25 protein-coding genes are annotated in these 25,657 nt (G+C 40.8%); 16 read left to right on the forward strand and 9 right to left on the reverse strand.

Annotation, left to right across the window (positions count from 1 at the left end; all coding sequences use genetic code 11):
• Positions 1 to 274: 274 nt before the first annotated feature.
• From ACO1PF_RS07625 to ACO1PF_RS07640, 4 genes are all read right to left on the reverse strand, one after another.
• Positions 275 to 667: a DUF4430 domain-containing protein gene (locus ACO1PF_RS07625; protein ID WP_423188474.1), complete on the reverse strand. Its 393-nt coding sequence runs from the start codon at positions 665 to 667 to the stop codon at positions 275 to 277.
• A 12-nt stretch (positions 668 to 679) separates the two neighbouring features.
• Positions 680 to 1,249: an ECF transporter S component gene (locus ACO1PF_RS07630; protein WP_423188475.1), complete on the reverse strand. Its 570-nt coding sequence runs from the start codon at positions 1,247 to 1,249 to the stop codon at positions 680 to 682.
• A gap of 32 nt (positions 1,250 to 1,281) precedes the next feature.
• Positions 1,282 to 3,546 (reverse strand): ribonucleoside-triphosphate reductase, adenosylcobalamin-dependent, encoded by a 2,265-nt coding sequence (gene nrdJ, locus ACO1PF_RS07635; RefSeq protein ID WP_423188476.1) that lies wholly within the window; start codon positions 3,544 to 3,546, stop codon positions 1,282 to 1,284.
• A 192-nt stretch (positions 3,547 to 3,738) separates the two neighbouring features.
• Positions 3,739 to 4,722 (reverse strand): aldo/keto reductase, encoded by a 984-nt coding sequence (locus ACO1PF_RS07640; protein ID WP_423188477.1) that lies wholly within the window; start codon positions 4,720 to 4,722, stop codon positions 3,739 to 3,741.
• Positions 4,723 to 4,911: 189 nt separating this feature from the next.
• Here ACO1PF_RS07640 and ACO1PF_RS07645 point away from each other — a divergent pair, with 189 nt between their 5' ends.
• Genes ACO1PF_RS07645 through ACO1PF_RS07655 form a run of 3 tightly spaced genes read left to right on the forward strand, consistent with a single transcriptional unit; the run spans position 4,912 to position 7,569 of the window.
• Complete coding sequence (locus ACO1PF_RS07645) at positions 4,912 to 5,169, forward strand: hypothetical protein (RefSeq protein WP_423188478.1); 258 nt, start codon at positions 4,912 to 4,914, stop codon at positions 5,167 to 5,169.
• A gap of 42 nt (positions 5,170 to 5,211) precedes the next feature.
• Complete coding sequence (uvrC, locus tag ACO1PF_RS07650) at positions 5,212 to 6,984, forward strand: excinuclease ABC subunit UvrC (protein ID WP_423188479.1); 1,773 nt, start codon at positions 5,212 to 5,214, stop codon at positions 6,982 to 6,984.
• A gap of 24 nt (positions 6,985 to 7,008) precedes the next feature.
• Positions 7,009 to 7,569: a GNAT family N-acetyltransferase gene (locus ACO1PF_RS07655; RefSeq protein WP_423188480.1), complete on the forward strand. Its 561-nt coding sequence runs from the start codon at positions 7,009 to 7,011 to the stop codon at positions 7,567 to 7,569.
• A 58-nt stretch (positions 7,570 to 7,627) separates the two neighbouring features.
• On the opposite strand, the gene ACO1PF_RS07660 is transcribed toward ACO1PF_RS07655, so the two are convergent.
• From ACO1PF_RS07660 to thiD, 3 genes are all read right to left on the reverse strand, one after another.
• Positions 7,628 to 8,212 carry an LURP-one-related/scramblase family protein gene (locus ACO1PF_RS07660; protein WP_423188481.1) on the reverse strand — a complete coding sequence of 195 codons (585 nt, stop codon included), beginning with the start codon at positions 8,210 to 8,212 and terminating at the stop codon, positions 7,628 to 7,630.
• Between the two features lie 133 nt (positions 8,213 to 8,345).
• Complete coding sequence (locus ACO1PF_RS07665) at positions 8,346 to 8,513, reverse strand: YvrJ family protein (RefSeq protein ID WP_423188482.1); 168 nt, start codon at positions 8,511 to 8,513, stop codon at positions 8,346 to 8,348.
• A 60-nt stretch (positions 8,514 to 8,573) separates the two neighbouring features.
• Positions 8,574 to 9,398 (reverse strand): bifunctional hydroxymethylpyrimidine kinase/phosphomethylpyrimidine kinase, encoded by an 825-nt coding sequence (thiD, locus tag ACO1PF_RS07670; RefSeq protein WP_423190525.1) that lies wholly within the window; start codon positions 9,396 to 9,398, stop codon positions 8,574 to 8,576.
• Between the two features lie 150 nt (positions 9,399 to 9,548).
• Between thiD and ACO1PF_RS07675 the strand changes: the two genes are divergently transcribed.
• The 3 genes from ACO1PF_RS07675 to ACO1PF_RS07685 all read left to right on the forward strand — a co-directional run bounded on the left by ACO1PF_RS07675 (position 9,549) and on the right by ACO1PF_RS07685 (position 11,568).
• Positions 9,549 to 10,280, forward strand: a complete 732-nt coding sequence (locus ACO1PF_RS07675) for an NAD-dependent protein deacylase (RefSeq protein WP_423188483.1) — start codon at positions 9,549 to 9,551, stop codon at positions 10,278 to 10,280.
• Between the two features lie 98 nt (positions 10,281 to 10,378).
• On the forward strand, positions 10,379 to 11,014 hold the full coding sequence (locus ACO1PF_RS07680; protein WP_423188484.1) for an NUDIX hydrolase: 636 nt from the start codon (positions 10,379 to 10,381) through the stop codon (positions 11,012 to 11,014).
• A 17-nt stretch (positions 11,015 to 11,031) separates the two neighbouring features.
• A complete protein-coding gene (locus tag ACO1PF_RS07685) occupies positions 11,032 to 11,568 on the forward strand; it encodes an acyl-CoA thioesterase (protein ID WP_423188485.1) in 537 nt (178 codons plus the stop codon).
• Positions 11,569 to 11,633: 65 nt separating this feature from the next.
• Here ACO1PF_RS07685 and ACO1PF_RS07690 read toward each other — a convergent pair whose 3' ends face one another.
• Positions 11,634 to 12,518, reverse strand: coding sequence for a Cof-type HAD-IIB family hydrolase (locus ACO1PF_RS07690; protein ID WP_423188486.1), 885 nt, complete (start codon positions 12,516 to 12,518; stop codon positions 11,634 to 11,636).
• A 129-nt stretch (positions 12,519 to 12,647) separates the two neighbouring features.
• On the opposite strand from ACO1PF_RS07690, the gene ACO1PF_RS07695 reads away from it, so the two are divergent.
• A complete protein-coding gene (locus ACO1PF_RS07695) occupies positions 12,648 to 13,331 on the forward strand; it encodes a uracil-DNA glycosylase (protein ID WP_423188487.1) in 684 nt (227 codons plus the stop codon).
• A 91-nt stretch (positions 13,332 to 13,422) separates the two neighbouring features.
• Positions 13,423 to 14,403, forward strand: coding sequence for a phosphate acetyltransferase (gene pta / locus ACO1PF_RS07700; protein WP_423188488.1), 981 nt, complete (start codon positions 13,423 to 13,425; stop codon positions 14,401 to 14,403).
• A 148-nt stretch (positions 14,404 to 14,551) separates the two neighbouring features.
• On the opposite strand, the gene upp is transcribed toward pta, so the two are convergent.
• Entirely contained in the window at positions 14,552 to 15,130 is a 579-nt protein-coding gene (upp, locus tag ACO1PF_RS07705; protein WP_423190526.1) for a uracil phosphoribosyltransferase, read from the reverse strand.
• Between the two features lie 121 nt (positions 15,131 to 15,251).
• Between upp and ACO1PF_RS07710 the strand changes: the two genes are divergently transcribed.
• The 8 genes from ACO1PF_RS07710 (at position 15,252) to arcC (ending at position 25,652) form a co-directional block, all read left to right on the forward strand.
• Positions 15,252 to 16,916 carry a PucR family transcriptional regulator gene (locus ACO1PF_RS07710; RefSeq protein ID WP_423188489.1) on the forward strand — a complete coding sequence of 555 codons (1,665 nt, stop codon included), beginning with the start codon at positions 15,252 to 15,254 and terminating at the stop codon, positions 16,914 to 16,916.
• A gap of 155 nt (positions 16,917 to 17,071) precedes the next feature.
• Positions 17,072 to 18,613 (forward strand): hypothetical protein, encoded by a 1,542-nt coding sequence (locus ACO1PF_RS07715; RefSeq protein WP_423188490.1) that lies wholly within the window; start codon positions 17,072 to 17,074, stop codon positions 18,611 to 18,613.
• Complete coding sequence (locus tag ACO1PF_RS07720; protein ID WP_423188491.1) at positions 18,597 to 19,262, forward strand: cysteine hydrolase family protein; 666 nt, start codon at positions 18,597 to 18,599, stop codon at positions 19,260 to 19,262. The genes ACO1PF_RS07715 and ACO1PF_RS07720 overlap by 17 nt, the downstream gene beginning before the upstream one ends.
• Positions 19,263 to 19,287: 25 nt before the next feature.
• A complete protein-coding gene (locus ACO1PF_RS07725) occupies positions 19,288 to 20,826 on the forward strand; it encodes a hypothetical protein (RefSeq protein ID WP_423188492.1) in 1,539 nt (512 codons plus the stop codon).
• 12 nt (positions 20,827 to 20,838) lie between these two features.
• The gene (locus ACO1PF_RS07730; protein WP_423188493.1) at positions 20,839 to 21,759 is read left to right on the forward strand and encodes a DUF2877 domain-containing protein; all 921 of its coding nucleotides are present in this window, start codon (positions 20,839 to 20,841) and stop codon (positions 21,757 to 21,759) included.
• Positions 21,737 to 23,290, forward strand: coding sequence for an acyl-CoA synthetase FdrA (gene fdrA / locus ACO1PF_RS07735; protein ID WP_423188494.1), 1,554 nt, complete (start codon positions 21,737 to 21,739; stop codon positions 23,288 to 23,290). The genes ACO1PF_RS07730 and fdrA overlap by 23 nt, the downstream gene beginning before the upstream one ends.
• Positions 23,291 to 24,721 (forward strand): DUF1116 domain-containing protein, encoded by a 1,431-nt coding sequence (locus ACO1PF_RS07740; protein ID WP_423188495.1) that lies wholly within the window; start codon positions 23,291 to 23,293, stop codon positions 24,719 to 24,721. It begins immediately after the preceding gene.
• Complete coding sequence (arcC, locus tag ACO1PF_RS07745) at positions 24,714 to 25,652, forward strand: carbamate kinase (RefSeq protein ID WP_423188496.1); 939 nt, start codon at positions 24,714 to 24,716, stop codon at positions 25,650 to 25,652. Before ACO1PF_RS07740 ends, arcC begins: the two co-directional genes overlap by 8 nt.
• Positions 25,653 to 25,657: the final 5 nt, after the last annotated feature.

Genomic DNA, 25,657 nt, shown 5'->3' on the forward strand with positions numbered 1-25,657 from the left:
GGTAATTAGAAGCGACTGATAATCCTGAAACTACCGAAGTTGGGTCAAGTTCGACACTTAGAGAGTGAAAGTTCTGCTCTAACTGTCGAATACGGGGCTATTCGGTACTTACGATTACTTTTCGATATTGAAAGTGTCGAAGTGAGTGCAAGCAAAGCATGTGATAGCGATGATAATAGCTGAACTTAAAGAATAGGTCACTAAGAATAAAAAAATACCCGGGAAAACAGGTTGAAAACTGTTTTCCCGGGTATTCTATATTAATATCAACTATTTAAAACGCCATCAGTTCCCAGAGAATGGTATCGCCATCTTCAGGAACAAAGTCTTCGGCTGATTCAGTCACCATTTCTTCATTGGCTTCAAAGACCCAGAATTCGTTCTCTTCAATATTTTGCTCGACGCCTTCGATAGCTTCGATAAAGCCTTCTTCGGTAACACTTAATTCGTAATTTTCTTCCATGATTTCCATTAAAGTAATGTCGGCATTAACATCAAGCGTATCATTCGCCAATTCTTCATCATTCGCATAAATCATAACGGTCACTTCATTTGTTTCTTCTGAAGTGGTCTGTGAGTCCGTATCTCGACCAGAAACCCAAAGGATAATTGCGAGGGCTAAAAGCGCGATAGCAACGGACAGCAAGATATTACTTTTCTTTTTCATAAAAATTCCCCTTTATAATTCATCGACCCATTGTGTACTTGATGTTTTTTGATCTGCGCGATTGAATACGGCCATGGCTATGGGATATAACATAGCGAAGAAGATCACGTTCCCACCGGCATGCATGACATCGTAGATGAGGCCGGATAAATAGTATGGAATAAATATATTCCACCCAAAAAAAGGTGCTTGGACGAGAGAGATGACTAAACCATACAATAGTCCTAAAAACCCGACGAAAACCTGCAGGACAGGTGTGGGTATTGATTCATACGAATTTTCGAGCAGATGTGTCAGTCCGATTAAAACAGCATATGCCATGAGTTGAGCAATTGTCCAAGGTCCCATGCCCAAATAAAAGTTTGTGAGTATAACGGACAAGAGCGAAACGGCTAATCCGTTTTTCCATCCGTAATACAGCGTGATACAAACAATGAGCACGGTCATTGGCTGGACATTGGGAAGAAAAGAAAAGCTTAATCTTCCCACCGAAACAAGTGTCGTGAGCAGGGCGATACGAGTCAGAGAGTACGTACGGCCTCTTGAATACGTCGACTGTTTACTTAAGGGTGCAGATCTCACTTTTCATCCTCCTTTCTGTCGTTAGTCTTAATTTATCTGATTGGGCAGACGCCTGATGAACAGGATTCCATAGTTTCCAAATCAGCTTTCGTTTCGCTTTTTTCGAACTGGTGAAGCAGAGCGGCGTCAAAAGGTTTCATTGAAGCTTTGAGCTGTTCATATTCTTCTTTTGTACAGGCTTCGTAAGGGGCCAAAGTATAGGTCCCGCCATCATGGCTTAAGAAAGATACGCCAACAAAATTATCCCAGCCATCCCATACGCGTTGTTCAGCCTGATCCCATTCACCTGGTTTTACATCGATGGTATTGGAGGCATTGTGTTCCACATATTCTTTTTGGAAACGGAAGTAGGTATCAAACTGTTCATCCACGGTGGTGTCCTCTTTGGTACGTTTAGAACCACTAGCAACTGGGAAGTCGAATATCACGGTTCTGGCTTCAGCAATAACCGCTTCTTTTGCCAGTTCATTCTGATCGTAGACGCCATTTGTCCCGATCTCAGCATGGATCTTCCAGCCAAGTTCTTTAGCTACTTTGACCAGAGGATCGGTTGCATTGATACGCACACGACGAATGTAATACGGGCTGTGGCTCATATGCACGCCAGGAGAGACTCCGCCGGCAACTTGTGATAATGTGCCTTCAGGTTTCACTGTCGTTGCGAGTAAGGGTGCGTTAACGCGTAATGCTTTAGCATAAGCATCGGCAGCATTACGAGAAGCATCACGCAGTTCGTTCATCCACTTCACTTCATCTTCTTCAGTGCCATTAACGAGTGCCAGGGCATCTTTCCAGCCTGTCACAGATGTACCGATGAGTCGGTCACGTTGTTGAATCTCGTTCCATGAATCGATTTCAAGCGGTGTCAAGGTCATCCGTAGACCAATACGCGCAGACAGCTCCTGGGCACGTTTCAACCCTTCTAAATCTAGGCTGTTCGTACCATCTTCGTTTTCCTGAACAAAAGCTTTGACGTTGATCGTTGTCAGGTTACAGACGCCTTTGGAATCTAAAATGATTTCACCACAGGGATTGACCCCTTCAGCGTTAGGACGACGGCGACGTGCTTCTTCCATATTGAAGAAACCGGGTTCACCTTCAAGCTGCATCATTTCAAACACCAAGTGTAAGAAATCTCGTGACGGTTTAGTCTCGAAAGCGATAGAATTGTTGCTCATGCGGCGGTGATCCAAACCTTCACGGCGGTCACCAACTGCGTTCAAGTTATCGAACCAGCGCGGTTTCATGTCTGCTTTTTCTAATAATTTACCAATGTTTTTATGATGTTCAAGTTGTTCTTCTGTCCAGATGCCATTCATCCCATATTTAGCAAACATGGATTCATGATCATCGGCATCAAACAAGAATATTTCTGCAGTTCTTCTCACTCCACCAACAACAACGTTTGCGCCAATCAGGTTTCCGATATCTAAAATGTGTACCGGACGAACTTTACCGTAGCCTTTGTCGTCGATTTTGATTGGATCCAAATGCGGATCGATTTCGTTTTTAAGCACTTTATTGATGCCTTGGAACATTTCTTGCAGTGGGGCAGGTCCGGAGGCCGTACCGCCGAAGGTCTTCAAGCGTTCGCCTTCAGGTCGGACACTATTGTAACTGATTTTAATGGTATGGATATCTTCGTTTTCTTTTTTCGTCAACAGATCAAGATACTGAGTGAGCGATTCAACCCAACCCTCTTTTGAGTCTCCGACGTAAATTTTAGCGAAACCATTTTCCATTTTGACCGTTTGCGTATGTTCCAAGCGCTGCTCCATCGTTACTGGGCGGTACTGAGAATGCAGGAGTGTCGTGTTCGTGCGGATAGGGTCCATCTTTTCAGCCATCTTCTTGCGTGATTTGAAGCCGACACCTGTTCCGACGAGCAGGAGATAGAAGAGTTCACCGAGATCTTCCCATGTTTCAATAGACAAGAAAGAACAGTTGAAATTACCTAAAGCAAAATTCTTGTTCACTTTTTCGTTGGCATTTCCGAGCCAGAGGGTTCTTCCTGAAGGAAACTGTTTTGTATTATAGATAGATTCAAAGAGTTCTTTCGCTTCCTCGCGCATCTGTTTCAAATGGATCGAATAGCCGATTTTTTTTAAATGTTTGTATTCCAAGGCCATATTATATTCAATGGCGCGTTTGACTGTTTCATGCCAATATTCTCTGCGGCTTTTGTCTTCGAGCCAGCGGGAATAGGTGCGGCTATAGACGAATTCTCCAAGTTCATTAAGCGGATTGGGATGCTGTGCTACGTATTCTTCTACGTAGGAAGTAGGTAAAAATTCCATGGGTGTAACTTCCTCTCATTTGTTCTTTTTATACTATATATGGTATCAAATTATGGAGTCATACACAACATCTATGGTTTTATTAAATTTGTGTAACAAACGATGTTCTCTATTGACATGGCTCAACGGCAACAAAAAAAGCCCTTATTCTATAAAAATAGAACAAGAACTTTCTTGAATAATTAGTAAATTTTAATAGGGACCGCGAATATGATCGTGGACGTTTTCCCAATAAAAGTCATTGATGCGTTTTAGTTCCATCTGACTGAATTCTTTGACATCGAGCGATTTCAAGTTGTCGATGACTTGCTTTTCATTCTTGAATCCGGGAATGACACTTGTGACTGCTTCTTGCTGCATGACCCATTTAAGGGCAGCGCGCACCAGACTGTCACGATCCGCTGCCATCCAGGCCACTTGTTCACTTAATTCGACACCTTTTTCAAAAGGCAGACCGCCGAATGTCTCGCCAACATTGAAGGACTGACCGTCTTTATTGAAGTTACGATGATCGTCTTCCTCAAATTTGTGATCCTTGGAGAATTTACCCGTAAGTAAGCCGCTGGCCAGAGGCACACGTGCTATGATGCCCACATTTTTTTCCTGCGCTTTTGGAAACAGTTCTTTCAGCGGTTTCTGTCTCAGCACATTGAAAATAACCTGGAGGGCACTTGCGTCAGTATTGTTCAGGACATATAAACCTTCTTCGTCTGTCTCAACACTCACACCGTAACTCCTGATTTTACCCTCTTTTTTAAGTTTATCCAAGATAGGAAAAATATCTGTTTCTTTAAGCATTTTTAATGGGGCACAGTGAATCTGATAAAGGTCGATCGTTTCACGGTTCAAACGACGCAGACTGTTTTCCAGATATGTGCGGATCTGTTCTTCCTTGTAAGTATTCGGATCATCGATATCGCCCATACGTATGAATTTCGTCGCAATATGAATGGAATCTTCTTTACCTTTTGTCGCTTTCGCCAGCAGTTCTTCACTGTGACCGCCACCGTAAACGTCAGCAGTGTCAAAAAAGTTAACACCCGCTTCCATGGCATGCTGTAATCCTTTTAATGCCTCTTCGTCATCATGTTGACCCCAGCTGCCACCGATCGCCCAAGTACCAAAACCGAGCTCACTGATTTCAAGACCTGTGTCGCCTAACTTGTTATACTTCATCTGATCTACTCCCTTTAGTTAATGTATTCTTAGTATACCATATAAAAAGTAAGCGGTTAATTTTTTTGTCGGAATTGAGATCAAAGCAAAGCGTCATGGGAAATCAGGATTATCGAGAGGCTGACAAATGTTCCCATTTTTGGTAAAATGACTAAGAATAAAAGGATAACGGGATTGGAGGAATGGAACATGGAAGAAGTAATGATAGAATTTTATAAAGAGAAAGACGAACAGGCGTTTTTAGATGTCTGGCAGGAAAAATACGGCCAGTTAACTGATGATGAAATCGATCAACTTTATGCTGACATTGCGGATGCGATCGACGCAGCGATAAAAGAGGGTGAACATAGGTTGGGTCAGCCTTATGAGTATAAAGATGTACTGATAGGTAAATCTGATTTCAACTCATTTCATTCCCTATATATTTTTGAAGCGATAAAAGATTAAGTTCGAGACGATCAAAGAGTGAATGAGAAGGAGGTGATTTTTTTGCCGAACGAACTGATCGAAAATAAACTGCAGTTACTTCCGGATTTGCCCGGGTGTTACATTATGCGAAATAAAGATGAAGAAATTATATACATCGGTAAAGCCAAGAATTTAAAAAATCGCGTGCGTTCCTATTTTCGTGGTGAACACGATGGGAAAACAAAACGTCTGGTTGAAGATATTGTGGATTATGAAACGATCGTGACAGGTTCGGACAAAGAAGCCCTCCTTTTAGAAGTCACCTTGATTCAAAAGCATCAGCCGAAATATAATATCCGGCTGAAACATGGGACCAGTTATCCGTATCTGAAAATAACGAACGAACGTGATCCACAGCTAGTCATCACATCAGACGTTGAACGAGATGGTGCACACTACTTTGGCCCTTATCCGGACGTGTGGGCAGCTTCAGAGACAAAGCAGCTGATCCAGAAGATATACCCGCTGCGCAAGTGCAATGGGTTTCAGAAACGGGCCTGCTTGTATTATCATATCGGTCAGTGCATCGGTCCATGTGACCATGAAGTGCCCGCGGCAGAATACGAAGCCCAGATCAGGCGCATCCGGTCTTTCTTAAATGGGAATGTTTCCGATATAAAGCGGGACTTGAAACAAAAAATGCAAGAAGCTGCGGGAGAGATGAACTACGAACGGGCAGCTGAATTTCGCGATCAGATCTCTTATATTGAACGGACGGTAGAGAAGCAATCGATTATATCAAATGATTATACGCCCAGAGACTTCTTCAACTATTATATGGACAAAGGCTGGATCTCGATTCAAGTCTTTTTTGTCCGCCAGGCGACTCTGATCAAACGTGAAGCTACGATGTTTCCTATCTTTGATACCCCTGAGGAAGAATTGATGAGTTTCATTCTTCAGTATTATGCAGATATAAATAATCAGAAACCAAAAGAAGTTTTTGTCCCAGACACGGTGGATACCAGCCTGCTTGAAGAAACGCTGGGAACAAAAGTAATGATACCCATACGTGGACGTAAGAAAGAACTGCTTGAACTGACAGGGAAAAACAGCGAGATTGCCTTGAAGCAGAAATTTCGCCTTTTAGAAATGAAAGAGCAGAAAACAACAGGGGCCATAGAAGAGCTGTCGGAAGTGCTGGGGCTGCCTTACATCGAGCGAATCGAAGCCTTTGACCATTCGAATATCCAGGGAACAAATCCGGTATCTGCGATGGTCTCATTTAAAGACGGTGTGGCCGATAAAAACAACTATCGTAAATATAAAATAAGAACCGTGGTGGGCAGTAATGAATTTGCAACGACTCAGGAAGTTATCAGACGACGCTACTCTCGGTTATTGAAAGAGAAAAAACCATTACCAGATCTGATTCTTATGGATGGTGGAAAAGTGCAGGTAAATGCAGCGGTCGACGTGTTGCAGAATGAATTCGGACTGGATATTCCTGTTGCCGGGATGGTCAAAGACAAAAAACACCGGACTGCCGGCTTGATCTTTGGAAATGAGCTGGAACCGGTTATTTTAAACCCTAGGAGCCGGGCGTTCAACCTGGTTCAGCGTATCCAGGAAGAAGTTCACCGGTTTGCCATCACTTTTCACCGTAATGTACGTGGGAAGAACAGTATTACGAGTCAGTTGGATGACATTGAAGGCGTCGGACCGAAAACACGAACAAAAGTCTTGCGTCACTTTAAATCCATGAAACGACTTAAAGAAGCAGAAATAGAAGAATTGACAGATCTGGGTATCCCTGTTAAAGTGGCTGAACGAATCAAACAAACAGTTAAGTAAACAGTGTACTCAAGGAGAATAAACATGATTAGAGATGCAAAAAAACAAGATGCTGAAGATATTATTGAGTTGTTCAAGATAATATTGATTGATATGGACCTTCCCATTATGGAAAAAGTAAGCTGGGAAGAGTTGAAACCTGCGTTAGTCGAAGCAGCAAAACGCGATAATTACCGACACAGCTTCAGAAATGCTATTGTTAAAGAAGTGGATGGAAATGTAGCGGGCTTTTGTTTTGGATATAAAGGTGGGTTGAGCGATGACGTTGATGAACCGCTCGAAAGGATTTTAAAAGAATATGAGCTTCCATTATTCGAAACCTTCACCGATTCCGAAACATTCGAAGGTGAATGGTATCTGGATACACTCGTAACAAGTCCCAAGTACAGAGGCCAGGGAATCGGAAAAGAGCTGATGGAAGGGGCTTACAATAAAGCCCGAGCTGCCGGGATGAAAGTTGTCGGTCTGAATGTCGATCACGACAATCCACGTGCCAAGCAACTTTATGAGCGTCAAGGGTTCAAAAAGACTGGAGAAATCGTTTTAGCGGATCACCGTTACGACCACATGCAGAAACAAATCTAAACTAAAAAGCCTCGTGACTTACCGGAAGATTTCCAGTAAGTTACGAGGCTTTTTTAAGTTATTTGATTTTTACTTTTGGCCACAATTTCCGCTTTATTTTCATCCATATTGGATGCATGAAACTTAAACTGTATTTTTCCTGCTGGTATTTTTTCAAGACAGTTGATTTATTATCAGCATAATGATCAAGAAGGACAGCTATCGCCAGCGCGACTGGGATATCCTGTTCCTTGATAAAATCAACGCAATATAAATCGCCCATGTGGGTAACACTCTTATCGATCGTTCCAATTTTCTTTCCAAAACGCCTTACCGTGAATTGCTGTTTTTCATAATTACCAGTGATTATCCAATTCAAGCGGGTGATGGTGAAAAATGGATTTTTAATTCCTCTGAGTCCCGGTCGTTTTTTTAAGGAGCCAATTTTTCTGCCATCTTTAAACAAGCGGAATTTAGGAAAGAGAGATAGAATGACCTGTTTGACATCTATGAGACGTTCACCAGACAAAGAAAAGACCGAGAGCTTGTCACCGACGCGCCCCCATTTGCCGACAATCAAATAAACCTCTTGTCCTTTAGTATCTGTTACAATCAGCCGGTTTTGTTTTGACATGTATTCTTGTTTAATGAATAAGCGAACCATTTTATATCACCTCTAGTTCGTATCTTTGAACCTTATTTCACTCTTATTATAACACTAGTCTCTCTGAAAATGAAGAAGAGAGACTAGGACAAAAAGAGTGCAGCGACTGAATGGCTGCACTCTTTTTGCGGTATTATTTGTGACTGTGCGACATGACTGCCGTCAGTTCTTTCAAGGCAACAACGATCGCATCAACTTTGTTTTCCATCCGGTGCAGCAAAAATAAGGAAATGAAGATGGGGAAACCGACATTCGCTATCATGTCCAGCGCCGTGGTGAAAAGGGTCAATTGAGTATCCATAGTCTACCTCCTCTCTATCTACAATAACGAGAGAAGGAGACCAACTGTAACCTGTGAAAACTAAATACTGTCTTGTCTGTTTAAGCGGTAACCACTATGGAAAACAGGTCCCACAAATTGATTGTATTTGAATCCGGCTTCGATCGCTTCAGTTACAAAGATTTTAGCTTTTTTAATGGCTTCGATCGGTTCCAGTCCCTGAGCGATTCCGGCAGTAATGGCCGCGGCAAAGGTACATCCGGCACCATGGTTATTGGCATCTTTAATTTTTTTAGAGGATAAAGTGAGGTACTCATTCCCGTCATAAACCAAATCGATGGCTTCGTCACCGGCGAGAGCTTTTCCGCCTTTGACAACGACGATTTTAGCCCCTTTTTCATGGATGATTTTTGCAGCTTTTTTCATATCTTCCAGGTTGAAAAGAAGACCGAGTTCAGCAAGCTGGCCGGCTTCAAATAAATTCGGTGTGGTGACTGTAGCCAATGGGATCAGGCGGTTCTTGATAGCTTCCACATTTTCAGGATTCAATACTTGATCTTCACCTTTACAGATCATCACTGGATCGACCACTAGAGCTGTTTCCGGGTGTTGTTCGACTTGATCAGCAATCGCTTCAACGACTTCTGCGTTAGGCAACATGCCTGTTTTGGCGGCACCAATACTGGGTCCGGCGAAAGCCGTGATGAGCTGATCTTTGACCACTTGCGCACTCATGGCTGTGACACCGTGACTCCAGTTGTTAGCTGGATCCATCGTAGCAATGGTCGTTAAAGCAGCAATGCCGTACGTACCGAACTCTGCAAATGTTTTTAAATCAGCGGCAATACCCGCACCGCCACTTGCGTCATTTCCGGCTATTGTTAATGTTAATTTTGGTTGATTCATCATTTAACCTCCAAGGGTTCATTCCTAGTTTTTTTAGGGAGTGTTTGCAAAAGAAATAGTATTATTTCTTTACGTCACAAGTATAATGGTTATAGAGAGAATCTGCAAAATAATCTATAACTATAATCTTATCGTATAGGAGTGGTTGGCATGGATGCTTTACAAGAGGTTGCTGAGTGGTTAGAACCGAGTCAGAAGATTGCTGTCATTACTGGAGCTGGAATGTCGACCGAAAGCGGCATCCCAGATTTCAGATCAGCCAAAGGTCTCTACAACGAACAGACAAATAAAGGGGTCCCCATGGAGGAAGTGTTGAGTCGCTCGTTTTTTGATGAGTACCCCAGGGAATTTTACCGCATTTACAAAGAAAAATTACTGTACCCGCAGGCTCTACCCAATAAAGGGCATCATTTTTTGAAGCATCTGGAAGATATAGGCTACGATGTGACGATCATTACTCAAAATATCGACGGCCTGCACCAGAAAGCGGGCAGCAGGAATGTTCTGGAACTGCATGGCAATGCCAACAATGTGATCACCCAATCAGGTGCAATGGGAAGGTTTGATGAAACCAGTCTGAATAAAGAGGGGTTAAGTTTCGATGGGGAGTGGGCCCGTCCGGCTATCACTTTGTATGGGGAAGCACTGGATACAGACGTCCTCAATAAAAGTATCCAGGCCCTCAAAACAGCGGATATCTTGTTCGTTATGGGGACAAGTTTAAATGTCTATCCTGCAGCCGGTTTGATCTATGACTATACTGGAAGCAAAAGTGCTTTGATCACTAAAGGGGCGACACCTTTGAATACGTATTTCGACTTTGTTTTTGACGAGACGATCAGCGGTTGGGTCGACGCTCTTTCAGCTCGTCTCAGCGGCTAACTCGAACGGGTGAATAATTAGGATAGAGCCTATTCGATTAAGGAAATCGGATTTGTTATAATGAACAAAATTGAACATGATTTAGGTAGGTGGAAAAAATGATGATAGATAAAATAATGGAAATAATGGCGGGTCATCAGTCAGATGCCATTACGAAGCAAAAAAAATATGCGGTTCTGCTACCCTTAATCAAAGTGGATGATGCGATTCACGTGCTGTATGAAGTCCGTAGCCGACGTGTATCTCAACCGGGAGAAACCTCATTTCCAGGCGGAGCTGTGGAAGGAGAGGAGTCATTCCTTGAAGCAGCCACTAGAGAAATGGAAGAAGAACTCGGGATCGACAAAAGCGCGATACAGGTATTAGGAGAAATGGATTATATTGTAACGCAGACACATATCATAAAGTGTTTTGTAGGCTGGCTGCCCGACAGTGATGTGGTCGATTTGAAACCGAATGAAGAGGTAGCGGATATTTTTACTATACCACTCGACTATTTATTGAACCATGAGCCCAAATATTATGAAGTCAGGTTGAAGATGGTACGGGACGATAATTTCCCATTTGAATTGATCTCTGGCGGGAATCAGTACAAATGGCGGAACATCAATCAACGCATTCCATTTTACGATTTAACGGAGCATTACCTTTGGGGATACACTGCCCACATCACCCATCGGTTCAGTGAATTGATAAAAGAGGAAAAGGGTGAAATAGATAAACTACAGTATTGAAAAGGATGGATAAAGTAATGGAAGATACAAAATCAAGGATTACGTGTAACGAAACAAGAGTCGTGCAGACCCATCGTATTCTCCCGCCCGATTTGAACGATCACCAGACATTATTCGGTGGAAAGCTGATGAGTTACATTGACGATACGGCTTCAATATCCGTGTCCCGGTTTGCTCGAACGAACGATATCGTGACGGCTTCGATGGATGAACTGCATTTTATCCACCCTGTCAGACCGGGGCATTCCGTTTGTGTAGAAACGTATGTCACCGGAGCTGGCCGCACGTCCGTTGAAGTCTTTGCGAAAGTTTTGGGGGAAGAGTTACTGACGGGTGAGCGGTATATTGCGGCCACAAGTTTTATCACCTTTGTCATCGTCGGACTAAGTAAAGATCAGACGCTACCGCATATTCATTCGGAATCAAATGAAGAACAGATGGTTTGTGGGGAATATCAGGACCGAAGAGCGAGACGTCTGGCCGATCGTTCGGCCAATGAAAAATTGGTCAAAGCTATTTCGATTCTGCCGCCATGGATCAGCAAAGAGAATTAGATTTTAAATAGTGCAAAAAAAAACCACTAAAAAGAAACTAGTGGTTGAAGATTGTCATGAGTGAGTTAATCTGTATAAAACTTTCCGCTCAGCACACGGGAAATAGCCTCAGCCACACCGTTTTGACGATTGCTGGATGTTTCATATCGGGCGACCTCTTTCACTTCGGGTTCTGCGTTGGCCATCGCAACCGAGTATTTTGCCCACTTCAACATGGATAGATCATTGATGTTATCTCCTAGAGCCATGACCTCATCAGCCTTGATACCCAGTTGTTTGGCTAATTGAGAGACAGCAATGCCTTTTTGAGCACCTTCGTGGTTGATCTCCAAGTTGCGTTTGCTGGAAGCCGTGATCGCTAAACGCGGGACAGTGCGGTAAAGATCAGCTTTCAACGGACCAAGCACGTCACGTCCTTTTCTTGAATGAACAGATACTTTAAGAATGATGGCACTGTCATCGTCGACAATTTCCTGATAGTCATCGACGAATGTGATAGCCATTTTATCCACCCACTCGGCCGCTTTTTCCTGAGCTTCTTCGATAGAGGTGTCAGGGCTCATGTCGTACAACATGGCGGTCACCATCTCCAGCCGTTGTTCTTTGCTGTCAGAAAAGATTCCTTTGTTTGTCATGAGCTCCTCATGGATGTCGGTGTATTTTGAGAAAACAGACAGCATGCTTCTTACCGTGCTTTTTTCCAAGCCGCGATTATACATGTTTTTGCCGTTCTCATCAAAAAGTTGCGCACCATTTTGAGCAATCAATGGACACTTTATGCCATTTTCTTCCAGCAGAGGGAATGCAAGCGGGAAATCACGTCCTGTTGCAATAGCAAAGTGAATGCCTTGATGCTGCGCCCGCTTGATAGCAGAGATGTTAGCTTGACTGATGTCCATTTCTTCGTTCAGTAATGTGCCGTCCATATCAGAAACAATTAATTTTATCATACGTTGGTCTACTCCTTTTCTCTCGTTCATACTCATCTATGAGTAGCATACCAAAAATAATTTCAAAGCGCATGATTTTGTATGAATTTCGTACATTTTTACATAACTTTTACATGAAAGGATGAAAATATGTCGACACCTATCAATAATGATTGGCGCCCAATTTTAGAAAAAGCGACAGCAAATGAATCATATAAGGAACTGAAAACATTTTTAAAAGAAGAATATCGGACAGAATATGTTTATCCTAAAGAAGAAAATATCTGGCAGGCTTTTGAGTGGACCCCTTATGACAAGGTTAAAGTCGTCTTGCTGGGCCAGGATCCTTATCACGGTGAAAATCAGGCACATGGCCTAAGTTTTTCTGTCAATCCCGACACCGCGATTCCTCCTTCACTGCGCAACATGTATAAAGAACTGGAAACTGATTTAGGTATTTCCCCCGTCTCGCATGGATACTTGAAAAAATGGGCAGAAGAAGGCGTTCTGCTGCTCAACACGGTATTGACTGTTCGCAAAGGGACAGCCCATTCTCATCAGAACAAAGGCTGGGAAAGTTTAACAAATAACGTCATTCGTGCACTAAATGAACGAGATAAACCGGTCGTCTTTCTTTTATGGGGAAATGCAGCCAAATCCAAACGGAAAATGATAGATGAATCAAAACATGTGGTCATCACCTCGGTGCATCCGAGTCCGCTATCTGCTTACAGAGGCTTTTTCGGATCAAAACCTTTTTCCAAGACAAATGAAGCTTTGGAAAGTATGGGACAAGCGCCCATTGACTGGCAGCTTCCTGAAAAACCACAGTAAGTAAAAAGGAAAATAGCCAAGTCTACTGTAATTCTTCGATTATAAGTGTTAAGATAAAGAGCGTATAAAAACAACTTTGGAGGGAAATTCTGTGGAATTATTTGACAGTTTAAAAAGTAAAATCAAAGGGAAAGATTTAAGGATCGTTTTTCCTGAAGCAAAAGATGAACGTATTTTAGGTGCTGTTGTTCGTTTGTACCATGATGATTTACTCACACCTATTTTGATTGGTGACAAGGACGAAGTATTAACGGTTGCCAAAGAACACGGTTTTGACTTGACGGGCATTGATATCATGAACCCGAATACTTACGATAAGTACGATGAAATGGTTGAAGCGTTTGTTGAACGTCGTAAAGGAAAAGCAACCGAAGAACAAGCAAGAGAACAATTGAGAGACGTGAACTATTTTGGGACAATGCTTGTATATATGGATAAAGCAGACGGATTAGTCAGTGGGGCTATTCACTCTACTGGTGAGACCGTTCGACCAGCACTTCAAATCATCAAAACACGTCCGGGTGTCAGCCGTACATCTGGTGCCTTTATCATGCTACGTGGTCGTGACCAGGAAAAATATGTATTCTCTGACTGTGCAATCAATCCGAATCCAGATGCTCAAGTCTTAGCGGAAATTGCAGTAGAAAGTGCCCGTACAGCTCAAATGTTCGGTATCGATCCTAAAGTTGCTCTCTTGAGTTTCTCATCTAGAGGTTCCGCACAATCTCCAGAAGTAGATAAAGTACGAGAAGCAACACGAATCGCTCAAGAGATGGCACCGGAGTTTGAAATTGACGGTGAACTGCAGTTTGATGCCGCATTCGTTTCCTCCGTAGCCAAACAAAAAGCACCCGATTCAAAAGTGGCCGGACAAGCAACTGTGTTCGTCTTCCCTGAATTACAATCAGGAAACATCGGCTATAAAATTGCTCAGCGTTTAGGCAATTTTGAAGCTGTGGGACCAATCTTGCAGGGATTGAATAAGCCAGTTTCCGACTTATCCCGTGGATCTATAGAAGAAGATGTTTACAAAACAGCAATCATCACAGCTAATCAGGCATTGCAAAACTAGACTCTTTTATGAGTGATGAGTGTATAAACCAGTAAATATTAGTATGATTAAAAATGTGTTGATGATTCTGGAACTTTTACAAATAAAAAAATTGCATTCTATTCGTTGAAATTTAACGATTAGAATGCAATTTTTTATTTTTCGACTATTATTTAGTACCGTATAATCTGTCTCCGGCGTCTCCAAAACCTGGGGTGATATAGCTATGTTCATTTAGCCCTGGGTCGATTGCGGCTGTGTAGATTTGAACATCAGGAAATGCATTTTGTACAGCAGATATTCCTTCAGGAGAAGCAATCAAACAGATGAAATTAATGTTTTTTGCGTTGCGTTCAACTAAAGCTTGGATGGCAGCAATAGCTGTTCCGCCAGTAGCCAGCATAGGATCCACTATAAAAATTTCACGTTTGTCTATATCCTTAGGGAATTTAGCATAATATTCTACGGCTTCTAGAGTTTCAGGATCTCTATAGAGACCTACATGCCCAACTTTCGCCACGGGAATCATGTTTAAAATACCGTTCACCATGCCTAATCCGGCACGCATTAAGGGGATGATTGCGATATTTTTTCCACTTAATACATAAGATTTTGTTTTGGACACAGGAGTTTCGATTTCAATCTCTTTGAGAGGTAAGGACCTGGTCATTTCGTATGCCATTAAAGAGGAGACCTCTTGAACTAATTCACGAAATTCTTTAGAACCTGTCTCTTTTTTTCGGATCATCGTCAGTTTGTGTTGCAGTAATGGATGGTCAAAAACAAATACATCTTTAGTCACTATGATCTCTCCTTCTTTTACTAATAGTGAATGCTACAGTATAATGCAATAATACACAAGGAGAAATTTGAAAGTAGGTGCGCAGTTGAAAGTTACTATGCAGGAAATATTAAAGTTAGATAATTTTCAAAATGTCGATGTTGTAGCAGGACATGACGGGTTAAATAACGATATCGAGAATGTTTATGTGATGGAAGTTCCGGACATATCTGCTTATGTAAATGAAGGTGGTCTGTTGTTCACAACCTTATACCCAATCGTGGATAATAAGACGGCTATGAAAAATTTCATCCCTGAATTAAAAAAACTGGGGCTAGCAGGAGTGGCTATAAAAGTAGGAAGGTATGTCGAGGAGATTCCAGCTTATATGCTTGAGCAGGCCGATGATCTGTCTCTGCCGGTTTTACAGCTCCCCTCTACCTCAAATTTTTCTTTTCTTTTAAATGATATTTTAACCGAACTACTCGGAAAGAAGACAAAAGAGCTGGAGTTCAGAGAGAGTATTTCCAGTAAGCTGCATACGTTGTTGCTTAGCGGTGCAGACATAAAAGATTTACTTTCTTATGTATCGGTTGTCACAAGTATGGATATAATCATAATAAGTGAACAACTGAAATTTGTAGAAGCTTCAAGTTCAGACTCTTCCGTCAATTTTAAAGTCATGGATGATAAATTTTATGTTAAATCTATAAACAAAATTGAATTTCTTGAGGATGAACCGTGTATACAATTTGAAGGGAAGGTATATTTACGAAAAAATGTGATCATACAACCAATCGATGCCGGGGAGAAAATTCTAGGATACATCATACTAATAAAGAAAAATGATAAAAGTAGATTGGAATATTTGGATATCATAGTCGAGCAGTCAATTATATTACTTGCCTTTCTGTTACAGAACAGACAGACACTGCTTCAAAAAGAGAGGAATTATTTGGATAATTTTATTAGAGATATCATTAATGAAAATTATCAGTTCCAATCCGAACTAATCGAGAAAGCCAAAGTATTTAAATGGAACTTTCATTTCCCCAATATTATCTTGCTGATCGATATTACAAATAATCACGAGGATAACAAAGTAGCAAGTTATTATAAATCTATAGACAGTGGGATAATAACAGAAGAAATAGCCCGGAGTTGTGAAATTCCTTTAGAAAATTGTAAAGTAGCGCTGCATAATGACCATATCATTTGTTTTATAAGTGTAGCCCTCATAACAGACCTATCCACTAAACTGAAAAGAGCTAGTGAGCAAATAGCTAAACATTTTAAAAAGTATGGATCCATAAAGATCAGTATTTCTGATAAAATTTATTCTATTGATGAAATTCAAAGTTCATATAACGATGCGGTGCTGGTTCAAAATATTTATAAAGAGGTCTATAAGGATGAGTCATTTATAGAGTTTTATAATGACATAGGTATTTATAAAATATTCCATTTGATAAAAGACAAAGATTATTTAAGTAAGTACGTGGAGGAAAAACTGGGAACGGTCATAGCCAGTGATGAAAAAAATGATATGGAATTGATTAAAACACTGAAAGTTTTGATCAAAAATAATATGAATGTGAAGAAAAGTGCCGACGAGTTATTTATTCACTACAATTCTTTGAGGTATAGGGTCAACAAGTTAAACGAGCTTGGAATAGAAATTAAAGATGGAAATGAAATGACTGAAATAGCTGTTGCCTGCCAACTGCTATCTTATCTGAACAATACAACTTGATACCAGATAAACCCTGCGAGTAATCTATCGTAGGGTTTTATCTGTCAATAACATACAAAATGGAAGCGTTTTTTATGGCAAACCTTTACAATGAATAATCGAGAGGTGAGTGATACTATATATTCATAGCATTAAAACAATTTAAGGAGGGCAGTATGTTGAACCCAAAAAAAGCCATAAAGATATGGCAGCGTACTGATATTGATGGTTTTTTCGGTTTGTTTACCAATAATCTGACGAATCTTTTAGTGATGGCTGGACTGTTGATGGCCATAGGGATCCCGGCAGATATTACTTTTGGAAAGATATTACCTGCCGTGGGTCTGTCTATTTTTGCAAGCAGCATCATCTATTCTGTTATGGCATATAAATTAGCGGTCAAAGAGAATAGAAACACTGTCACATCTTTACCTTCTGGCAGTAGTGTCACCCACATGTTTTTAATCGTTTACCTAATCATGGGACCTGTTTATCAAAAAACAGGCGATCCATACTTGGCATGGTATGCAAGCCTAGCCTGGGGATTCATTGAAGGAGTGATAGAACTTTTAGGTTCAATTTTTGGCGAAAAATTAAGAAAGATCATACCTAGAGCGGCAATGCTGGGATCTCTTGCAGGAGCATCCATCACATTTATCGCTATGACGCCGGCGATGCAGACGTTTGATGTGCCTTACGTCGGATTGATATCGCTTGTCATAATCTTGTTAGGCTGGTTTGGCAGAGTGAGTTTTCCGTTTAAAATCCCAGTGGGGTTCGTTGCTATAGTGATTGGAACAGTAATTGGATGGTCTACCGGCTTAATGGATTTCCAATTACTCGTTGAATCCTTCGATTCCATTTCAATATCTTTACCTAGTTTTTCAGTTTATAGAATCGCCACTGGATTTTCTGAAGCTGCGCCATTCTTGATTTCTGCAATTCCGCTGGGTATTTATAATATGTTTGAAACGATCGACAATATTGAGAGCGCTGAAGCGGCGGGGGATAATTATAATACGTTCCATACGATGATAGCAGATGGCTCAACAAGTATATTAGCAAGTCTATTTGGAAGTCCGTTCCCAACAGCAGTGTTTATTGGTCATCCTGGCTGGAAAGAAGCCGGCGCAAGAATCGGTTACACGCTAGCAACGGGTGTAGGTATTTTAGCTATTACTTGGCTAGGATTAATATCGCTGCTATTAAACGTTATACCTATCCAAGCAATTTTACCCATTTTGGTGTATGTCGGTCTGGTTATTGGTTCGCAGGCTTTTCAAGAAGTTGAGAAAAAATACGCTCCTGCTGTGGTTATCGCTATCATACCTTGGTTAGCTGATTGGGGACGCACACTAATTGACAATAGCCTAGCATCTTTAAATACCAATGCAGCTGATATCGGAATAAATATATTGAGTGAAGCTGGTGTTGAATATAGCGGTATGGTTGTCTTGGGTTCAGGGGCCATAATCGTAGGCATGCTTTGGTCTGCTATTCTAAGTTTTATCATCGATAATGACTTCTTCAAGGCAAGTATAGTAGCCATCTTCGGAGCTGCTTTCTCATTTTTTGGAGTGATTCATTCTCAAACCGTGGGATTCAATGTAGGGGGTGAGTTAGCTCTAAGTTACACGCTTGTAGCCCTAATCATCGTGATAATGAACTATTTAAAAAAATATAATAATGGAGGAATTACCTATGACAAAAAATTATAAAGTACCGGCCAAACCATATGAGTTCGAGTTTGATATTGAGTCGACAGCATTTATGATCATTGATATGCAGAGAGACTTCTTGTATCCAGGAGGGTTTGGAGAAAAGCTGGGAAATGATGTTTCCGCTACCAATTCAATTATTCCAAATGTTAAAAAAGTTTTAGAAGCTGCAAGAGAAAAAGATATGCTCATTATTCATACCAGAGAAGGTCACAGACCTGATCTGACAGATGTCCCTGAAAGTAAAGCAAAAAGAGGTGGTGGGATTGGCGAACAGGGTCCTATGGGAAGGATTTTGGTAAGAGGAGAATACGGCCATGATATTGTCGATGAATTACAACCAAAAGAAAACGAAGTTGTCATAGACAAACCTGGAAAAGGCGCTTTTTATCAAACTGACTTAGAGTCTATTTTGAGAAACAAGAATATTAAAAGCTTAATTGTATCGGGTGTTACTACTCATGTCTGTGTGCAAACGACTATCAGAGAAGCCAATGATCGCGGTTACGAATGCTTGATGTTGGAAGACTGTTGCGCGGCTTTCGACAAGAGAGACCATGAAGATTCTATTCGTATGATCAACCAGCAAGGTGGGATCTTTGGCTGGACAACACCATCTAAATATTTACTGGAAGAACTGAAAAAATAATTTCAAGACAAGAGGAGATAAATTTATGGAAAATAGTCATAAATCAACACCGTGGTTCGTAAAAGGGGATATTAATGGATTTTTTGGTTTGTTCAGTAACGTACTGACAAACTTCCTAGCGGCTATCGGATTGTTGGCAGCTATAAACATGCCCGGAGATATAATATACGGCAACATTGTGCCTGGAACAGCTATAGCACTCGGTCTTGGTGGAATCATCTTTGCAATACAGGCAAGACGAGCATCTATTAAACAAGAAAAATCTGATATAACTGCTCTACCTTATGGTCTGAGCGTGCCGCATTACTTCATCGTAGCTTTCGGAGTCATGCTGCCCGTTTATGCTCAGACTCAAGACTGGATGCTTGCCTGGTCAACAGGTGTCGCTTGGAATTTGATTCAAGGGATCATTATGACTCTTGGAGCCGTAGTTGGACCGTTCATCCAGAAATATATTCCAAGAAGCGCCTTACTGGGTTCCCTTGCTGGATTAGCAGTCACTTATATAGCCATGAATCCGATGGGAGAAATATTCAGTACACCTTATATTGGCTTGCTTACTCTGGTTATTGTACTGGGGGGCTGGATTGCTCATAAAAAACTACCGGGTAATATTCCAGCAGGACTTCTTGCCATTATTATCGGTATGTCACTGGCTTGGGCCACAGGATACATGGACGTCAATGCCGTTCAAGAAGCCGCAGCCGGTTTCTCGATTTCAGTTCCATCATTTGCCTTCGCACAACTAATGACAGGATTTGCTTATATTTCACCATTTTTAGCAGCTGCGATACCTTTAGCAATCTATGATTTCTTAGAGAGCTTAGATAATATCGAAAGTGCTGAAGTAGGAGGAGATAAATATCCGACAGGCTTAACATTATTAGTACCTGGAGTTCTGACAATGTTAGGGTCTATTTTAGGAAGTCCTTTCCCAACAATCATTTATATCGGTCATCCAGGATGGAAAGCTACTGGAGCAAGAGTCGGTTATTCACTTGCTACGGGTATCGGTGTGATGATACTTGCTTTTGTTGGACTCATGCCTCTCGTTATGTCTGTTATACCGTTGGTTGCTTTACTTCCGATCTTAGTCTACATTTCTATGACAATAGGAACTCAAGCATATACGACGGCTGATCCTAAACATGTACCCGCAATGATTTTGGGCTTGATGCCATTTATCAGTAGTTTCGTGATATTGCAGATCAATAATGCGTTAACTGCTGCTGGTACAAGTGCAAATGAAGTGGGGTTACAAGTTTTAAGAGATAACGGGGTCTATTATGAAGGCTGGAGAGTATTGGGATCTTCCGATATCCTCGTGTCTATGATGCTGATCACAATCGTTATTTTCTTGATAGATAAAAACTTTAAAGTAGCAGCAATGTACAGTCTTTTAACTGCGGGTCTATCATTCTTCGGATTTATACACGCAGGGCAAATTGGACTAGGTACGGGTTCCAGTGCAGCCTTGGGTTATGTAACCATGGCTTTGGGATTACTAGTCTTCCATTTCTATAGACATCCAGATGAAAAACAAGAATTAAACAACGAGAGTTAACGGGGTGAAATGATGAATATATTGATCAGCAGTATGGACAGTGAACTGTTCAATTTAATAGATCGAATTGGGGAACGCGAATTTGTCGGTACTGTTGTTAATATTTTCGATAAAGTAATTAATGTCGAAACAAGTCTGCCTTCATCATTGATCACAATAGCCAACACCCAGGTAATATCAGCTCCGTTCATGCTCAAAATAAGTGATGAAAATGACTTTAATCACTTAAAGCAATCGGTTGATATTGGAGATACCTTTTATTTTGATGAAAAAGGGCAAATAAGTGTGAATAATGACCGGTTGATTTTTTGTTCTTCGACCAGATGGCAATGTCTTCTTCCACTTACAGAAGTAAATGGATCGAAATTAGTAGACATGCTAAAAGAAGTAAACAGCTTCTTGAGGAACGAGGGGAAATCAGGTGGAATATTGAACGCTTACTTGTCGAGAGCGACAAATGATAATGAGGATCTGAAGTTCAATAGTATTTACGACAACTATTTCAGACAATTGCTCCAACAGTTATCTGAACAATTCGACGGAGATAATCTTAAGAAGTTAATCGGATTGGGAGTTGGATTAACCCCATCCGGCGATGATTTCATAGTAGGTGTGTTGGCTACTCTGTATAGTTATGACACATCAAGGCAATTTATTAATGGGATCAAAAGTCAAATAAGTAAAGAGAGTATCTTAGGCAAAACAACGCGCGTCAGCACACACATGCTGACTTTTGCGCTGGATGGATATTTTAATGAAGCATTATTAAATCTATTTAGTGAAAAAAAACAAATAGATCGATCGTTGAAGCAACTAAAGAGTATTGGTTCCACCTCGGGAACAGATATGCTTTCAGGCGTTAGTTTTGCTTTAGAACAATTAATAAAAGAATTCAAAAGGAGAGATCAGTTTGATTACAAAAGTTTTGATTGAAAAAAATGCATACCATGATTCAGTTACCTTGATGTCACTCTCAAGCAAAGTTTTATCTCAAGAAGGTGTGAGTGATGCCGTTGTTTCGATGGCTACACAAATGAACAAAGATTTATTGAATAATATTGGATTGGCTACTGAAGAAAGTCAGTCTGCTACAGAAAACGATTTGATTATTGCCGTTAAAGCTATAAACGAAGAGGCACTAGAGAATGCCATCAACTTCATAAAGGAAGAATTAACGTCAAAAAAATCAGGTAAAAATAAAAATGGGAATGAAGCTGTGTCGACATTTAATGCAGCTCTAAATGAACTTCCTGATGCCAATCTTGTGATCATTTCAGTACCGGGAGAATATGCGGCGAGAGAAGCTCGACAAGCTCTTCATAAAGGGTTAAACGTTATGCTATTTAGTGATAATGTTTCTATTGAAGACGAGAAGTCACTTAAAGAATTAGGTGCCGAGAAAAACTTGCTCGTTATGGGTCCGGATTGCGGAACATCGATGATCAATAACACAGGTTTATGTTTCGCGAATAACGTTAAACAAGGCGGAATTGGTTTAGTCGCTGCTTCGGGAACTGGACTACAAGAAGTGGCTGTTCAAATAGATCGTATGGGTTATGGTATCACTCACGCCATCGGTACAGGTGGACGAGATTTAAGTGAGCAAATCGGTGGAATCATGATGCTGGAAGGTCTGAAAAGACTGCAGGCAGACGATAACACGAAAGTTATCACGTTGATTTCGAAACCCCCTTCAAAAGCCGTTCAAGAAAAAATATTGAATAAAGTGAAAGAAAGTACGAAACCGATCGTTGTTTGCTTCCTTGATGGAGACAAAAATGAAGTAGAGGCCTCGGGTGCTCAATTCGCTTCCAACTTAATCGAAGCCGCAAAATTGTCTATATTAAACCTTGATGAATCTGTAACGTTTAATGACGACTTAAGTAATGAAACAATCAATAGTTTGAAAGATGAAATGAACCGCTTAGCTGATTCGCAGAAATATATCAAAGGACTATTTTGCGGAGGGACTTTGACAGCTGAAGCACTGTCAGTATTGCGAAACAGTGTGAAAGTCATTCAAAGTAATGTAGCGAAAAAAGCAGTAGAAAAATTATCAGATACAGCCTCAAGCGACACACATATTTTACTGGACATGGGTGACGATGAATTTACCAAAGGGAAACCGCATCCTATGATTGAACCGAATCTTCGAAATGAACGTATCCTGAAAGAGGCAAATAATCCTAATACAGCTGTTCTACTATTGGATTTTGAATTAGGTTATGGCTCGCATGTTGATCCAGTGGGTGAATCTCTTGAAACATTGATCGAAGCTAAAAATGTAGCTGAAAAAGCTGGACGTTATCTTTCTATTGTTGCATATGTTTGTGGAACGGATTCCGACAAGCAGGGTTTAGCTGATCAGGAAAGAAAGTTGACTGATATCGGTATTTTAGTAGCAAAGAGTAATGCAGAAGCCAGTAAAATAGCCGGTATGATTGCTAATAAGGAGGTAAATTAATTGGAATTAAAAAACGATATACTCAACGAAGAACTGAAGATCATTAATATTGGGACATCCACATTTAAAACAGATTTAGATTTTCAGAAGGTAGAAGCCGTTCAGTACGATTGGCGTCCGCCTGCTGGAGGAAACATTGAATTGATTAATGCACTAGATTTTTTGAATGACAAAGAAGATGTTGAACAAGCGAATCAAGAAACAATTAAAGTGATTAAAGATGCTCATGCATTCTTAGTGGATATTGATCAGGCAATTAAAGTGATACCGGGAATGCATAGTAAATTGATTTTACATGCAGGTCCTCCTGTTAAATGGCACAACATGTGTGGACCCGTTAAGGGCGCAATCATAGGTGCTTTAATGTACGAAGGATTAGCAGATACGCATGAAGATGCGGAAATAATGGCAGGTTCTGGAGAAATTGAATTTGCCCCCGCTCATGAATATGATGCAGTAGGTCCGATGGCGGGGATCATTTCTCCATCAATGCCCGTCCATGTGGTTGAAAATCGCACCAACGGAAACAAAGCGTATTGCACAGTAAACGAAGGGCTTGGTAAAGTTCTTCGTTTTGGAGCCAACTCTAAAGATGTAATCGATCGTCTGAAATGGATCGAACAAAAATTTGCTCCTGTATTGAAAGAAGCTTTAAGTCTTTCTAACGGTATAGATTTGAAATCCATTACATCTCAAGCTCTTCATATGGGAGACGAGTGTCATAACAGAAACAAAGCTTCTACCAGTTTATTTTATAGAGAAATCATTGATTATTTTTTGCAAACCGATCGTGATAAACAAGAATTGAGAGAAGTTACTGAATTCATTAAAGGGAATGATCATTACTTCTTGAATCTTTCTATGCCGGCATGTAAGTCAGCTTTAGATGCAGCTCATGGTATAAAGTATTCAACTATTGTGACAGCTATGGCTCGAAATGGTGTTGAATTTGGAATAAAAGTGAGTGGATTAGATAAAGGTCAGTGGTTTACTGCTCCAGCAAACTTTGTCAAAGGGATGTTTTTCCCCGGTTATAGTGAAGATGATGCTGCACCAGATTTAGGTGACAGTACAATCGCAGAAACGATGGGTATAGGCGGATTTGCAATGGGTGCTTCACCGGCAATCGTCCAGTTTGTGGGTGGAGAAGTACAAGATGCTATAAACTACAGTGAGCAGATGTATGAGATAACAGCAGGTGAGAACAGTAATTTTTCTATCCCGGCCTTGAATTTTAGAGGTGGAGCTTTCGGTATAGATATAAGAAAAGTAATCGATACGAATATTCTGCCAGTGATCAACACAGGCATGGCTCACAAAGAAGCAGGAGTAGGCCAGGTAGGAGCAGGAATCGTCCATCCTCCGGTTGCTTGTTTCGAAAAAGCCATAAGTGAATTTGTAAATGTATACAAGGGGGATAAAGATGAGTAAAATATTGATTGCTCTAGGAGGAAATGCCCTAGGTGAAAACGCTGAAGAACAGCGTCAATTGGCAAAAAACGCTGCCGTTGCAATCACTGACATGATTGAGCAGGGTCATGAAGTTGTTTTATCTCATGGTAATGGTCCGCAAGTCGGTGCAATAAACTTAGCTTTTCAGGAATATGCTAAATCTAAATCGAATGAATCGCTTGGTATGCCTTTTCCAGAATCAGGAGCAATGAGTCAGGGATATATCGGATATCATTTACAAAATGCTTTAAGAACTGAATTAATAAACCGAGGAATCAATAAGTCAGTCGTATCATTGATAACTCAAGTCGTGGTTGATGCAAAAGACGAAGCCTTTAAAAACCCGACCAAACCAATTGGTCCATTTTATTCAAAAACAGATTCTGAAGTATTAGCAAGTCAGACGGGAGACACCTATATAGAAGATTCAGGTCGAGGATACAGGAAAGTGATTCCTTCTCCATCACCTGTGAGAGTTGTAGAATCAAATATGATGAAAGAATTAATTGATAATGGACACATTGTTATTGGTGCAGGAGGCGGCGGTATTCCTGTCATTGAAAATGAAAAAAATCAGTTGATCGGCGTCGAAGCAGTTATAGATAAAGATAACGCTAGCGAAAAATTAGCTGAAGAGCTAGATGTCGATTTCTTCTTTATTCTAACAGCAGTTGATCGAGTGGCTATTAATTTTGGTAAACCTAATCAAAAAGAATTGGAAAGTTTGAACGTAGAAGAAGCCGATAGATATATTAAGGAAGGTCACTTCCCTGAAGGTAGTATGTTGCCGAAGGTACAGTCGGCTATAAAATTTGTTGAATCAAAACCAGGAAGAAAAGCTATTATCTCTTCTTTGGAAAAAGCAAAAGAAGCAGTATTAGGAAAAACTGGTACAGTGGTTTACAAGTGATAAAT

The organism is Alkalibacterium sp. f15, from assembly GCF_049389645.1.
Taxonomy (GTDB): Bacteria; Bacillota; Bacilli; order Lactobacillales; family Carnobacteriaceae_A; genus Alkalibacterium.

Coding starts and splice junctions, on each gene's coding strand:
- ACO1PF_RS07720 (WP_423188491.1), top strand. CDS start 18,597: ATGACAAAAAATTATAAAGTACCGGCCAAACCATATGAGTTCGAGTTT.
- thiD (WP_423190525.1), bottom strand. CDS start 9,398: ATGAATCAACCAAAATTAACATTAACAATAGCCGGAAATGACGCAAGT.
- ACO1PF_RS07645 (WP_423188478.1), top strand. CDS start 4,912: ATGGAAGAAGTAATGATAGAATTTTATAAAGAGAAAGACGAACAGGCG.
- upp (WP_423190526.1), bottom strand. CDS start 15,130: ATGATCCGAAAAAAAGAGACAGGTTCTAAAGAATTTCGTGAATTAGTT.
- ACO1PF_RS07715 (WP_423188490.1), top strand. CDS start 17,072: ATGTTGAACCCAAAAAAAGCCATAAAGATATGGCAGCGTACTGATATT.
- ACO1PF_RS07675 (WP_423188483.1), top strand. CDS start 9,549: ATGGATGCTTTACAAGAGGTTGCTGAGTGGTTAGAACCGAGTCAGAAG.
- ACO1PF_RS07695 (WP_423188487.1), top strand. CDS start 12,648: ATGTCGACACCTATCAATAATGATTGGCGCCCAATTTTAGAAAAAGCG.
- ACO1PF_RS07655 (WP_423188480.1), top strand. CDS start 7,009: ATGATTAGAGATGCAAAAAAACAAGATGCTGAAGATATTATTGAGTTG.
- arcC (WP_423188496.1), top strand. CDS start 24,714: ATGAGTAAAATATTGATTGCTCTAGGAGGAAATGCCCTAGGTGAAAAC.
- nrdJ (WP_423188476.1), bottom strand. CDS start 3,546: ATGGAATTTTTACCTACTTCCTACGTAGAAGAATACGTAGCACAGCAT.
- ACO1PF_RS07625 (WP_423188474.1), bottom strand. CDS start 667: ATGAAAAAGAAAAGTAATATCTTGCTGTCCGTTGCTATCGCGCTTTTA.
- ACO1PF_RS07730 (WP_423188493.1), top strand. CDS start 20,839: ATGAATATATTGATCAGCAGTATGGACAGTGAACTGTTCAATTTAATA.
- ACO1PF_RS07685 (WP_423188485.1), top strand. CDS start 11,032: ATGGAAGATACAAAATCAAGGATTACGTGTAACGAAACAAGAGTCGTG.
- ACO1PF_RS07640 (WP_423188477.1), bottom strand. CDS start 4,722: ATGAAGTATAACAAGTTAGGCGACACAGGTCTTGAAATCAGTGAGCTC.
- ACO1PF_RS07690 (WP_423188486.1), bottom strand. CDS start 12,518: ATGATAAAATTAATTGTTTCTGATATGGACGGCACATTACTGAACGAA.
- ACO1PF_RS07665 (WP_423188482.1), bottom strand. CDS start 8,513: ATGGATACTCAATTGACCCTTTTCACCACGGCGCTGGACATGATAGCG.
- ACO1PF_RS07660 (WP_423188481.1), bottom strand. CDS start 8,212: ATGGTTCGCTTATTCATTAAACAAGAATACATGTCAAAACAAAACCGG.
- ACO1PF_RS07680 (WP_423188484.1), top strand. CDS start 10,379: ATGATGATAGATAAAATAATGGAAATAATGGCGGGTCATCAGTCAGAT.
- ACO1PF_RS07725 (WP_423188492.1), top strand. CDS start 19,288: ATGGAAAATAGTCATAAATCAACACCGTGGTTCGTAAAAGGGGATATT.